At 61.7% G+C, this 13,162-nt stretch carries 12 protein-coding genes; 10 read left to right on the forward strand and 2 right to left on the reverse strand.

What is annotated here, in order from left to right; genetic code table 11:
- Nucleotides 1-5 precede the first annotated feature (5 nt).
- Both QOL81_RS20355 and QOL81_RS20360 read right to left on the reverse strand, forming a co-directional pair.
- Nucleotides 6-395, reverse strand: coding sequence for a type II toxin-antitoxin system VapC family toxin (locus QOL81_RS20355; protein ID WP_070913883.1), 390 nt, complete (start codon nucleotides 393-395; stop codon nucleotides 6-8).
- Nucleotides 396-398: 3 nt separating this feature from the next.
- The gene (locus QOL81_RS20360; RefSeq protein WP_004941563.1) at nucleotides 399-662 is read right to left on the reverse strand and encodes an antitoxin; all 264 of its coding nucleotides are present in this window, start codon (nucleotides 660-662) and stop codon (nucleotides 399-401) included.
- A gap of 338 nt (nucleotides 663-1,000) precedes the next feature.
- Between QOL81_RS20360 and QOL81_RS20365 the strand changes: the two genes are divergently transcribed.
- From QOL81_RS20365 to fbaB, 10 genes are all read left to right on the forward strand, one after another.
- The gene (locus tag QOL81_RS20365) at nucleotides 1,001-1,339 is read left to right on the forward strand and encodes a YegP family protein (protein ID WP_038873760.1); all 339 of its coding nucleotides are present in this window, start codon (nucleotides 1,001-1,003) and stop codon (nucleotides 1,337-1,339) included.
- Nucleotides 1,340-1,640: 301 nt separating this feature from the next.
- The gene (trhP, locus tag QOL81_RS20370; RefSeq protein ID WP_060424878.1) at nucleotides 1,641-2,993 is read left to right on the forward strand and encodes a prephenate-dependent tRNA uridine(34) hydroxylase TrhP; all 1,353 of its coding nucleotides are present in this window, start codon (nucleotides 1,641-1,643) and stop codon (nucleotides 2,991-2,993) included.
- Between the two features lie 466 nt (nucleotides 2,994-3,459).
- The gene (gene yegS, locus QOL81_RS20375; protein WP_060424880.1) at nucleotides 3,460-4,365 is read left to right on the forward strand and encodes a lipid kinase YegS; all 906 of its coding nucleotides are present in this window, start codon (nucleotides 3,460-3,462) and stop codon (nucleotides 4,363-4,365) included.
- 169 nt (nucleotides 4,366-4,534) lie between these two features.
- Nucleotides 4,535-5,749 (forward strand): D-mannonate dehydratase ManD, encoded by a 1,215-nt coding sequence (gene manD / locus QOL81_RS20380; protein ID WP_049213350.1) that lies wholly within the window; start codon nucleotides 4,535-4,537, stop codon nucleotides 5,747-5,749.
- A gap of 5 nt (nucleotides 5,750-5,754) precedes the next feature.
- Nucleotides 5,755-6,771: a Zn-dependent oxidoreductase gene (locus QOL81_RS20385; RefSeq protein ID WP_187181566.1), complete on the forward strand. Its 1,017-nt coding sequence runs from the start codon at nucleotides 5,755-5,757 to the stop codon at nucleotides 6,769-6,771.
- A 90-nt stretch (nucleotides 6,772-6,861) separates the two neighbouring features.
- Complete coding sequence (locus QOL81_RS20390) at nucleotides 6,862-8,151, forward strand: MFS transporter (RefSeq protein WP_060424884.1); 1,290 nt, start codon at nucleotides 6,862-6,864, stop codon at nucleotides 8,149-8,151.
- 52 nt (nucleotides 8,152-8,203) lie between these two features.
- Entirely contained in the window at nucleotides 8,204-9,709 is a 1,506-nt protein-coding gene (locus QOL81_RS20395) for a mannitol dehydrogenase family protein (protein ID WP_197757874.1), read from the forward strand.
- Nucleotides 9,690-11,021 carry an MFS transporter gene (locus QOL81_RS20400; protein WP_060424888.1) on the forward strand — a complete coding sequence of 444 codons (1,332 nt, stop codon included), beginning with the start codon at nucleotides 9,690-9,692 and terminating at the stop codon, nucleotides 11,019-11,021. The genes QOL81_RS20395 and QOL81_RS20400 overlap by 20 nt, the downstream gene beginning before the upstream one ends.
- 98 nt (nucleotides 11,022-11,119) lie before the next feature.
- Nucleotides 11,120-11,806, forward strand: a complete 687-nt coding sequence (locus QOL81_RS20405; RefSeq protein WP_025303872.1) for a GntR family transcriptional regulator — start codon at nucleotides 11,120-11,122, stop codon at nucleotides 11,804-11,806.
- A 206-nt stretch (nucleotides 11,807-12,012) separates the two neighbouring features.
- On the forward strand, nucleotides 12,013-13,062 hold the full coding sequence (gene fbaB, locus QOL81_RS20410; RefSeq protein ID WP_060424890.1) for a class I fructose-bisphosphate aldolase: 1,050 nt from the start codon (nucleotides 12,013-12,015) through the stop codon (nucleotides 13,060-13,062).
- Nucleotides 13,063-13,162 lie beyond the last annotated feature (100 nt).

Below are 13,162 nucleotides of genomic sequence, written 5' to 3' on the forward strand. Positions count from 1 at the left end.
GGAAATCAGCGCGTCCAGTCTTCAACCGCCAACCCGGGCACCATGGCAAATGCGCGATCGTTGGTCACCAGCGTCGCGCCACGGCTCTGCGCGTGAGCGGCGATCAGTTGATCCAGCGCGCCCATGATTTTGCCCTTTCTCTCCATGTTCGCGCGCATTTCACCGTAGCAGCGGGCGGCCTCGCTATCCCATGCATAGACCGTCACCGCGGCAAGAAAGGCCTCGACCATGCTTTGCAACGCCTTGTTCCGCCGTTTAGCCACACCGTAAAGCAGTTCCGCTTCCGTGACGCTGGAAATACACACGGCAGAAGGCGGGAGCTTTTCCATGACGTTAAGCACCTGCGGATGCTGCAGAAACAGGTGGCCGACGGTGTTGGTATCAAACATGTACATCGCCTACTCTTCCTCTGAGAATGGATCGCGGTCTGCAACCCCTTGCTGACGATCTTCCGCGCCAAGAAACTCTTGCGGCACCGGCGTTTGGGCGATAATGCTCAGCAGCGGAGCCCAGCTGTCCGGTTTTGCCGGATATTTGGATAAAATCACGTTGCCCTCCCGATCGCGACGGATATAGACACGATCCGTATCAAATTCAAATTCCACCGGTAACCTCACCGCCTGATTTCTGCCGTTTTTAAACAGCTTTGCGATTCTTTCCATCTCGACACCTCCACAGCAGGCATAGGCCAAAGCATATGCCTGTAGCGTGTCGATGCCAAGATGTATCGCTCACTTTTCACTCACCTTTACGTAGCGGGCAAACGGTAACGCGCAATGCTGCTCGATGAAACCACGTAATTGTCATTATGCTGCGCACTGCGCAATCACCACGCCTTCCCTTAGCTTCCCGTGCGGCGCCGGGCTTATCGGATGAAAACTCCGCGCCGGCGCAAGAAAACTGCGCATTTTTTAGACTAAGCTGCTGTGAGGTTTAGCCGCCGATTTTCAAGCGATTGGCTACACTTACATCACGAATCGGAACCTACAGGAGAAGAACCATGGCAATCGGTCATTACGAGCTGAAAAAAGCAAAGAACGGACAGTACCACTTCAACCTGAAAGCCAGTAACGGCGAGATCATTCTGGCCAGCGAGATGTACGCCAGCAAAGCGTCGGCGGAGAACGGCATCGCCTCGGTGCAGACCAATGCGCCGCACGAAGCGCAGTTTGAACTGAAGCACAGCACCAGCAATCAGCCCTATTTTGTGCTGAAGGCCAAGAACCATCAGGTGATCGGCGTCAGCGAAATGTACAGCTCCGAAAGCGCAGCCAAAAACGGTATCCAGTCGGTGATGAAAAACGGCCCGACCACCGATATCCGCGATTTGAGCGCCTGATCCCCCGTGTCGCCCGCGCGGTGGCCGCCATCGCGCGTTTTCCGTTTGACCGGGATCAATCTCCCTTGAATAAATCCGGTTAACTGCTGATTTCTTGCTGCGCTGCGGCTACAATCCCCCGCTTTTACTGCGCCATCTGGGGCGCGATATACCCACTGGCTTTCATACGGCAGCCAGGCGGCAAGTTCGTGAGTCTCCAGGAGCTTGGTCAACCAAGTGACTGGAGTGAGCGAATGCAGCCAACAACGCTGCAGTTCGAAAGACAGAGGTATACTGACCTGAAATCAGACCGAGACACACTATGTTTACACCGGAACTTCTCTCCCCGGCCGGAACGCTGAAAAACATGCGTTACGCCTTCGCCTATGGCGCCGATGCGGTTTACGCCGGCCAGCCGCGCTACAGCCTGCGGGTGCGCAACAACGAGTTCAACCACGAGAATCTGGCGCAGGGCATCAACGAAGCCCATGCTCTGGGCAAAAAATTCTACGTGGTGGTGAACATCGCCCCGCACAACGCCAAGTTGAAAACCTTCCTGCGCGATCTGAAGCCGGTTATCGATATGGGCCCGGATGCGCTGATCATGTCCGATCCCGGCCTTATCATGATGGTGCGCGAAGCCTTCCCGCAGATGGACATCCACCTGTCGGTGCAGGCCAACGCCGTTAACTGGGCGACGGTGAAGTTCTGGAAGCAAATGGGCCTGACCCGCGTGATCCTCTCGCGCGAGCTGTCGCTGGAAGAGATCGCCGAGATCCGCGCCGAAGTGCCGGACATGGAGCTGGAGATCTTCGTCCACGGCGCGCTGTGCATGGCCTACTCCGGCCGCTGCCTGCTGTCGGGCTATATCAACAAGCGCGATCCCAACCAGGGCACCTGCACCAACGCCTGCCGCTGGCAGTATAAGGCTGAAGAAGGCAAAGAGGACGACACCGGCAATATCGTGCACCTGCACGAGCCGATCCCGGTGCAAACCGTCGAGCCGACGCTGGGCATCGGCGCGCCGACCGACAAGGTGTTCATGCTGTCTGAAGCGCAAAAACCAGGCGAATATATGAGCGCCTTCGAAGACGAGCACGGCACCTATATCATGAACTCCAAGGATCTGCGCGCCATCCAGCACGTGGAGCGTCTGACGCAGCTCGGCGTGCACTCGCTGAAGATCGAAGGCCGCACCAAGTCCTTCTACTACTGCGCCCGCACCGCCCAGGTCTACCGCCGCGCCATCGACGACGCGGCCGCCGGCAAACCCTTCGATCCGACCCTGCTTACCACGCTGGAAGGCCTGGCGCACCGCGGCTACACCGAAGGCTTCCTGCGCCGCCACGTGCACGAAGCGCAGCAGAATTACGACTACGGCTCCTCGCTCTCCGAGCGCCAGCAGTTCGTCGGCGAATTCACCGGCGTGCGCCGCGATGGCTGGGCGGAGGTCGACGTGAAGAATAAGTTCTCACTCGGCGACAGCGTCGAGATGATGACGCCGGGCGGCAACGTGGTCTTCACCCTCGAAAGCATGCAAAATAAGAAAGGCGAACCGATTGAGGTGGCGCCGGGCAACGGCCATATCGTTTATTTGCCGATCCCGCAGGATATCGATCTCAATTATGCGTTGCTGATCCGCAATTTGGCGGAAGAAAATAGCGCCGGGGCATAAAAATGAATCGCCGTCATTCGGCGGCGATTTTTAGCAAATATTAGAATTGGATCACATCAATGTGCGCGCAGCTTGGTTACTATCACGCTGCTTAAAACGAACAACGAAAATATTTGCATAGCAATACTAGGAACCACCTCCTTAGCCGGCCCAATCTCCCTTGGGCTGGCTTTTTCTTTATGGGCTCGCCTATTTTTTTCGCTGCGCCTATTTCCATAACTTATTCTCGTTATCCGTTTTAATAATAATAATCACGCCGCTTCGATATATAAATAACGCTACAGCGATTAATCCTCTCGTCTTTAAAACCTGGCTTATTTCCGCGTAAAATTCAGATAAATTCGCCTTGCTTCATATTCACTGAACGCCGGGGAATAACCAGAATTAGCTGAATATTCTGATGGCCTGGTGGCGGCAGCTGGTTTATCTTGAGGCATTCTTGGTTTTCCGCCGGAGGAGATCGGCAATGCCTCAACACTCACATGCGCCCGCCCTGCTTATTCTCAACGGCAAAGGCGCCGGTAACGAAGAGCTGCGTCAGGCGGTCAAACGCCTGCGCGCAGAACGCATCACGCTGCACGTGCGCGTCACCTGGGAACACGGCGACGCCGCGCGCTACGTCGCGGAAGCCGCACAGCTCGGCGTCGGCACCGTCGTCGCCGGCGGCGGTGACGGCACCATCAACGAAGTGGCGGCCGCGCTGGTGCAACTGCCGGCGCACAACCGGCCGGTGCTGGGCATCCTGCCGCTCGGCACCGCCAACGATTTCGCCATGGCCTGCAATATTCCCCCGTCGCCGGAACAGGCGCTGCAGCTGGCGATCAAGGGCCGCTCGGTGCCGATCGATCTGGCCAAGGTCAACGGCGAGCGCTACTTCATCAACATGGCCACCGGCGGCTTCGGCACCCGCATCACCACCGAAACGCCGGAGAAGCTGAAGGCGGCATTGGGCGGCGTGTCCTACTTCGTGCACGGCTTGCTGCGCATGGATACGCTGCAGGCCGACCGCTGTGAAATTCGCGGGCCGGACTTCCGCTGGGCCGGCGAGGCGCTGGTGATCGGCATCGGCAACGGCAAACAGGCCGGCGGCGGCCAGGAGCTGTGCCCCAGCGCGCTGATCAACGACGGCCTGCTGCAGCTGCGCCTGCTGATCGCCGATGAACTGCTGCCGGCGCTGGTCGCCGCCCTGTTCAACGACGAAGAGAGCAACAGCATCCTCAGCGCAGCGCTGCCGTGGCTCGAGATCGACGCGCCGCATGAGATGACTTTCAACCTCGACGGCGAGCCGCTCAAAGGCCGTCATTTCCGCATCGAAGTGTTGCCGCAGGCCATCGAATGCCGCCTGCCGCCTAACTGCGCCCTGCTGGGCTGACCTTGTCGGGCGCAGCCGCTGCGCCCCGCTTCTTCCCCCTCCGCTTACCCGCTTCCGCTCGCGATCAAATGTGATCCTCTCCGGCAAATTCATTAATTCATACTTGTATGGTAGTTAGTTCATGGCGTATTTTCGCGCTATCTCTCCGCAGCTACAGGATGTGAAGGTTATGAAAATCGTCAACGCCGAGGTGTTCGTCACCTGCCCGGGGCGCAACTTTGTCACGCTGAAGATCACCACCGATGACGGCATCGTCGGCCTCGGTGACGCCACGCTGAACGGGCGTGAACTGTCGGTGGCCTCTTACCTGAAAGATCACCTCTGCCCGCAGCTGATCGGCCGCGACGCGCAGCGGATCGAAGACCTCTGGCAATTCTTCTACAAAGGCGCTTACTGGCGGCGCGGCCCGGTGACCATGTCGGCCATTTCCGCCGTCGACATGGCGCTGTGGGACATCAAGGCCAAGGCCGCCAACATGCCGCTGTACCAGCTGTTGGGCGGCGCGTCGCGTTCGGGGGTGATGGTGTATTGCCACACCACCGGCCACTCGATCGACGAGGTGCTCGACGACTACGCCAAACATAAAGAGCAAGGCTTCAAGGCCATCCGCGTTCAATGCGGCGTGCCGGGCATGAAAACCACCTACGGCATGGCCAAGGGCAAAGGCCAGGCCTATGAGCCGGCCACCAAGGGCGACTGGCCGGAAGAGCAGCTGTGGTCGACGGAAAAATACCTCGATTTCACCCCCAAACTGTTCGACGCGGTGCGCAACAGGTTCGGCTTCAACGAGCACCTGCTGCACGACATGCACCACCGCCTGACGCCGATCGAAGCGGCGCGCTTCGGCAAAAGCGCCGAGCCGTATCGCCTGTTCTGGATGGAAGATCCGACGCCGGCGGAAAACCAGGCCTGTTTCCGCCTGATTCGCCAGCATACCGTCACGCCGATCGCCGTCGGCGAGGTGTTCAACAGCATCTGGGACTGCAAACAGCTGATTGAAGAGCAGCTTATCGACTATATCCGCACCACCCTGACGCACGCGGGCGGCATTACCGGCATGCGGCGCATCGCCGACTTCGCCTCGCTGTATCAGGTGCGCACCGGCTCCCACGGCCCTTCCGATCTGTCGCCGATCTGCATGGCGGCAGCGCTGCATTTCGATCTGTGGGTGCCGAATTTCGGCGTGCAGGAATACATGGGCTATTCCGAGCAGATGCTCGAGGTGTTCCCGCACAGCTGGACGTTCGACGACGGCTATATGCATCCGGGCGACAAGCCGGGCATCGGCATCGAGTTCGATGAGAAGCTGGCGGCCCGTTACCCGTATGAACCGGCCTACCTGCCGGTCGCGCGTCTGGAGGATGGCACCTTATGGAACTGGTAAACACCATGCGCAGCGTCGTGATCGAACAGCCCGGGCGCCTGGCGCTGCAGACGCGCGCGCTGCCGCAGCCGGCGGCCGGCGAGGTGCGGGTCAAGGTGAAATTCGCCGGCATCTGCGGCTCCGACGTCCATATCTATCACGGCCATAACCCGTTCGCCCGCTATCCGCGGGTGATCGGCCACGAGTTCTTCGGCCTGATCGATGCGCTGGGCGAAGGCGTCGATCCGGCGCGCCTCGGCGAACGCGTCTCGGTAGATCCGGTGGTGAGCTGCGGCCACTGCTATCCCTGTTCGGTCGGCCGGCCCAACGTCTGCACCTCGCTGCAGGTGATCGGCGTGCACCGCGACGGCGGCTTCAGCGACTACGCCTGCGTACCGGCGCGCAACGCCTATCCGGTTCCGCCCGCCATCAGCGATCGCCACGCCGCGATGATCGAACCCTTCAGCATCGCCGCCAACATCACCGCCCACCTGCAACCGCGTCCTGACGACATCGCGCTGATCTACGGCGCCGGGCCGATGGGGCTCACGGTGATCCAGACGCTGAAAGGCGTGTACGGCGTCAAGCAGGTGTGGGTCGTCGATCGCATCGCCGAGCGGCTGGACATGGCGCGCGCCAACGGCGCCGACGAGACGTTCAACAACGCCGAGGCCGCATTGCCGCAGGCGCTGCAGCAGCGCGGCATTCAGCCGACGCTGATCGTCGATGCCGCCTGCCACCCCGCCATTTTGCCGGAGGCGATCGCGCTGGCCTCGCCGGCGGCGCGCATCGGCATCATGGGCTTTTCCGGCGACGCCTGCACCCTGACCCAGCAGAGCATCACCAGCAAGGAGCTGTCGATCTTCTCCTCGCGCCTGAACAGCGCACGCTTCCCGCAGGTGATCGCCTGGATGGCGGACGGCAAGCTAGACCCGCAGCGGCTGCTCACCCACTGCGTGCCCGCCGGCGACGTCGAACGGGCGATGCTGATGTTCGAGCGGGATCAGCGCACCTGCTGCAAGGTGCTGCTGCAGTTCGAGTAACGCCAAGGCCGCATCGGGGCATTGGGCGGCCCCGCCGCCCGTGCAAACAACGAAGCATCACGATTAAAACGACACCCAGTGGAGTGCTTTATGTTTAAAAACCTGCGTTGGACCATCGTGTTCCTGCTGTTCATGGTCTACATGATCAACTACCTCGATCGCGTGGCGCTGTCGATCACCGTGCCGATGATCGAACAGGATCTGATGCTGAACGCCGAACAGTTCGGCCTGATCTTCGGCAGCTTCTTCTTCGGCTACGCCATCTTCAACTTCGTCGGCGGGCTGGCGGTCGACCGTTTCGGCCCGACGCTGGTCCTGGGCGTGGCGGTCGGTCTGTGGTCCCTCTTCTGCGGCATGACGGCGATCGCCACCGGTTTTTACTCGATGCTGATCCTGCGCGTCCTGTTCGGCATGGCCGAAGGGCCGATCTGCGCCTCGGCCAACAAGATGATCAATGGCTGGTTCCCGAAGAAGCAGGCGGCGACCGCCATGGGCCTGCTCAGCGCCGGTTCGCCGTTAGGCGGCGCCGTGGCCGGGCCGATCGTCGGCTATCTGGCGCTGGCGTTCGGCTGGCGGCCGGCGTTTATGATCATCTGCGCCATCGGCATCGTCTGGATGCTGGTGTGGTTCTTCGTGGTGGCGGATAACCCGGCGAAAAGCCAGCGCGTCAGCGCCGAAGAACGGGCGCTGATCGCGCGGTTGAAACAGGAAAACCTCGGCGAGGAAAGCGCGCTGAGCGACGCCGCGCACGGGCTGGGTTACTACCTGAAGCAGCCGATCATTCTGGTCACCGCCTTCGCCTTCTTCTGCTACAACTACATTCTGTTCTTCTTCCTGAGCTGGTTCCCCTCGTATCTGGTGCAGGCGCACAACCTGAACATCAAGGAGATGAGTCTGACCACGATGATCCCGTGGATCGTCGGCTTCGTCGGGCTGGCGCTCGGCGGCTATATTTCCGACAAAATCTTCAACATCACCGGCAAATTGCTGCTGTCGCGCAAGATCGTGCTGGTCACCAGCCTGCTGGCGGCGGCGGTGTGCGTGGCGTTGGCAGGCACCGTCAGCAGCGTGGTGCCGGCGGTGATGCTGATGTCGGTGTCAATCTTCTTCCTCTACATTACCGGCGCCCTCTACTGGGCGATCATCCAGGACGTGGTGCATAAATCCCGGGTCGGCGGCGCCAGCGGGTTCATTCATTTGATCGGCAGCGTCTCCGGCATCATCGGGCCGATCGTCACCGGCTACATCGTGCAGAACACCGGCAAATTCGACAGCGCCTTTATGCTGGCGGGCGGCGTCGCCGCGCTGGGCGCGCTGCTGGTGCTGCTGGTGATCAAGGCGCCGCGCGCAACGGCGGGCGTGCAAATCTTAAAACCATAACGCCAGGCGGGGCGGCTTCGCCCCTTTGCTTACCTCTCCAGGGACATTGAACATGAGACTTTCCGACCACAGCGCGCTGCCGGCCGCCATTATTCGGCCCGGCTACGCACGTGAGCGCGTGAAACCGCGCATGGTGCATATCGGCTTCGGCGCGTTTCACCGCGCGCACCAGGCGATGTACGCCGACAGGCTGGCCAGCGAGCACGGCAGCGACTGGGGCTACTGCGAAATCAGCATGCAGCACGGCCGGCAAAAGATCGCCGACCTACGGCAACAGGATCTGCTGTTCTCGGTGGCGGAGATGGACGACGACGGCTGGCGGGGCCGGGTCATCGGCGTGGTGCGCCAGGCGCTGCACCTGCAAACCGACGGGCTGGCGGCGGTGCTGGCGGCCCTGACGCAGCCTGAGATCGCCATCGTCTCGCTGACCATCAGCGAAAAGGGCTATTGCCACCATCCCGCCAGCGGTCGGCTGATGGCGGAACATCCGGCGATCGCGCATGATATCGCCCATCCGGCACAGCCACAGTCGGCGCCGGGGCTGCTGCTGGCGGCGCTGCGCCTGCGCCGTGAACGCGGGCTGCCGCCGTTCGCCGTGATGTCCTGCGACAATATGCCGGCCAACGGTCGGGTCACGCGCCAGGTGCTGCTCGACCTGGCGCAGCGGCAGGATCCGGCGCTGGCCGACTGGGTGCGTCAAGAGGTCGCCTTCCCTTCCACCATGGTGGATCGCATCGTGCCGGCGATGACGCAGGAAGCCCGCGGCCAGCTGCTTGCCTGGCTGGGCGGCGTCGAGGATGAGGTCGGCGTGGCCTGCGAACCATTCAGCCAGTGGGTCATTGAGGACCGCTTTCCCCAGGGGCGACCGGCCTGGGAAAAGGTCGGCGCCGAACTGGTGAGCGACGTGCTGCCGTTTGAGGAGATGAAGCTGCGCATGCTGAACGGTAGCCATTCGTTCCTCGCCTATCTCGGCTATCTGGCCGGTTATCAGCACGTCGGCGACTGCATGCAGGACGCGGATTTTGTCCGCGCCGCCCGTCACCTGATGCTGGCGGAACAGGCACCAACTCTGCAGGTGCCGAACGTCGATTTGGCGCAGTATGCCGACTCGCTGCTGCGGCGTTTCCGCAACCGCGCGCTGAAGCACCGCACCGTGCAGATCGCCATGGACGGCACGCAAAAGCTGCCGCAGCGGCTGCTGGACGCGATCCGCTGGCATCTGGCGCGCGGCAGCCGCTTCGACTGCCTGGCGCTGGGCGTCGCCGGCTGGATGCGCTACGTCGGCGGCCGCGATGAGCAAGGCGCGCCGATCGACATCAGCGATCCGCTGCGCGACCCCATCGCCGCGTTGGTCGCCGGCAGCGAGGAAGGCCGGCCCCGCGTCCTGGCGCTGCTGCAGCTCGACAGCGTCTTCGGCCAGGATCTGCCCGACTCGCCTGACTTCGTCCGCGCCGTCAGCCACGCTTATCATCAACTGCTGAGCCTGGGGGCCAAAGCCGCCGTCGCCGCTCTGCCGCTTACCGACCGGGAGGTTTCCGATGACCGTCACCACGCATAACGCCGTCAATACCGGCAATCAACCGCTGCTGCGGCGCGTCGCCAGCGCTTCGGCCATCGGCACCGCCGCCGAATATTATGATTTCTTCGCTTACGGCACCGCCGCGGTGCTGTTCTTCGGCCAGCTGTTTTTCCCCAGCGCCGATCCGCTGATCAGCACGCTGGCGGCCTTCGCCACCTACGCGGTCGGTTTTCTGGCGCGCCCGCTGGGCGGCATCGTGTTCGGCCACATCGGCGACAAGGTCGGCCGCAAGAAGGCGCTGGTGATCACCATCCTGATCGTCGGCCTCGGCACCTTCTGCATCGGCCTACTGCCCACCTATGAACAGATCGGCATCTGGGCGCCGCTCGCGCTGATCTTTATCCGCGTGCTGCAGGGCTTCGGCGTCGGCGGCGAACAGGCCGGCGCGGTGCTGATGACCGCCGAATACGCGCCGCCGCCGCGGCGCGGCTTCTACGCCAGCTGGGTACAGATCGGCGCGCCCGCCGGTTTCCTGCTGCCATCGGGGCTGTTCGCGCTGCTGACCGCCGTGCTGTCGCCGGCGCAGATGCTGGACTGGGGCTGGCGCATTCCGTTCCTGCTCAGCCTGCTGCTGGTGATCGTCGGGCTGTTTATTCGCCTGAAGATCGACGAGTCGCCGGTGTTTACCCAGATCCGCGCCACCAAGGCGGTGGAGAGCCGGCCGGTGGTGGAAGTGGCCCGCCGTTACCCCGGCCTTATCGGCAAAGGGGTGTGCGCCAAGCTGATTGAAGCCTGCGCCTTCGCCATGTTCACGGTGATCGTGCTGGCCTACGGCAAGGCCAACCACCTCAACGAGACCATTCTGCTGGAGGCGATGATCGTGGCGGTGCTGCTGGAGATTTTCGCCATTCCGCTGATGGGCCGCCTCTCCGATCGGGTTGGGCGAAAACCGGTGTACATCGCCGGCGCGCTGCTGCAGGTGGTGTGCATCGTGCCGTTCTTTATGGCGATCAACCTCGATAGTTTCTGGGTGACGCAGATCGCCATGATCGTGGTGCTGACCTTCGGCCACAGCATGTGCTACGCGCCACAGGCCTCCTACTTCCCGGAGCTGTTCCCCACCCGCGTGCGCTGCAGCGGCATCGCGCTGATCTGGCAGATAGGATCGCTGATCGGCAGCGGCATTCTGGGGCTGCTGGCGGTGAAGATCCTGCAGGTGACCGGCGGCCACTACTACGGGCTGGCGGGGTACATGATGGTGCTGGGCGTGGTGTCGGCCATCGGCCTGAGCCTGATGCCGGAAACCGCGCCGGGGCGGCGCAAGCAGGAATATCAGGATTGGCATCACTGAGTTACCCTACCCGGCGGGTGGATTTATCCCCCCGCCCTCAACCAATAATCTGCTAGTATGGTGGCATTCGAATTCCAGCCAGATGCCTGATTGTCGCCATGTCTGAAACGTACAGTCTCACCAACAACGTCCCGGTCAACCAGCAGATCTATCGCTTCCTGCGCAAGGATATCGTCGACTGCACCATCCCCCCCGGCACCCTGTTGTCCGAGAAAGAGATTTCCACCCGCTTTTGCGTTTCGCGCCAGCCGGTGCGCGAAGCCTTCATCAAGCTGGCGGAGGCCGGCCTGGTGCAGATCCTGCCGCAGCGCGGCACTTTCGTGATGAAAATCTCCGCCAAGCGCGTGGCCGACGGGCGCTTTATTCGTCAGGCGGTGGAATGCGCCATCGTGCGCCGTGCGGCGGAGCGCGCCACCCCGGCGCAGCTGATGACGCTGGAGCATAACCTGCACCGTCAGGCGCTGGCGGCACAGAACGGGCAGACGCGCGAGTTTCTGGCGCTGGACGATGAATTCCACCAGCTGCTGACCCAGTTCGCCGACTGCCCGCTGGCGTGGGAGACCATCGAAACCATCAAGGCCACCATGGATCGGGTGCGTTTCCTCAGCCTGAGCGAAGTCTCGCCGCCGGAGAGCCTGATCAAGCAGCACTACCGCATCTACGAGGCGCTGAAAGCGCGCGATGCCGAGGCGGCGGAGCGCGCCATCCACGATCACCTGCAGGAGATGATCTACTCCATCACCCCGATCGCCCTGCAGAACACCGAGTGGTTCGAGATCGAATAATCAATCGCTTAACGCGCCGGGGGCGATCGTCCCCGCGTATTTGGCCTCGCCAATGGCATTTCCTCTCAATCGCATCTATTGTTTGTCCTTGCCGGATCAAGTTCGGTAGTATCGCTTTACAGCTTCAATCACCGCTTTTTTACTTCGCCGGTGGTCAAAAACCCTTGCATTGCCGGTGTATGAAGAAGCTTAATCGGGAGTGAATCATGACTGATATTGTGCAGTTGCTAGGAAAGGAAGCGGAAGATCTGCTGCAACACCGCTGTACCACTATCCCCGCCGAGAATCTCTACCTGCCGGGCGCCGACTTCGTCGACCGCGTAATGATCGATAACAACCGTCCCAACAGCGTGCTGCGTTCGATGCAAAACCTGTTCAACCACGGCCGCCTGGCCGGCACCGGCTACCTGTCGATCCTGCCGGTCGATCAGGGCATCGAGCACTCCGCCGCCGCCTCGTTCGCCGCCAACCCGCTGTATTTCGATCCGAAGAACATCGTCGAGCTGGCGATTGAAGCCGGCTGTAACTGCGTCGCCTCCACTTACGGCGTGCTGGCGTCGGTATCGCGCCGCTACGCGCATAAAATTCCGTTCCTGGTCAAACTCAACCACAACGAAACGCTGAGCTACCCGACCCAGTACGACCAGACCCTGTACGCCAGCGTCGAGCAGGCGTTCAACATGGGCGCGGTGGCGGTCGGTGCCACCATTTACTTCGGCTCCGAGCAGTCGCGCCGCCAGATCGAAGAGATCTCGATCGCCTTCGAGCGCGCGCATGAGCTGGGCATGGTCACCGTGTTGTGGGCCTATCTGCGCAACCCGGCGTTCAACAAGGATGGCGTGGACTACCACTCCAGCGCCGATCTGACCGGCCAGGCCAACCACATCGCCGCCACCATCGGCGCCGACATCGTCAAACAGAAAATGGCGGAAAACAACGGCGGCTACCGCGCGGTGAAATTCGGCTATACCGACGATCGCGTCTACACCAAGCTGACCACCGATCATCCGATCGATCTGGTGCGCTACCAGCTGGCCAACTGCTACATGGGCCGCGCCGGGCTGATCAACTCCGGCGGCGCCGCCGGTGAGAACGACCTGCAGGAGTCGGTGCGCACCGCGGTGATCAACAAACGCGCCGGCGGCATGGGCCTGATCCTGGGGCGCAAGGCGTTCAAGAAATCGATGAAAGACGGCGTGGCGCTGATCAACGCTGTGCAAGACGCCTACCTGGACAAGAAGGTCACCATCGCCTGATGTGACGGACCACCTGTCCTCAAGCCCGGCTAGCCGGGCTTTTTTGTGCCCGCTTTCTCCCCCTCATGCCACAGACCTTCTCTTTCTTTCACTTTAAACT

The sequence above is a fragment of the Serratia sp. CC22-02 genome (assembly GCF_900182895.1).
Lineage (GTDB): Bacteria > Pseudomonadota > Gammaproteobacteria > Enterobacterales > Enterobacteriaceae > Serratia > Serratia nevei.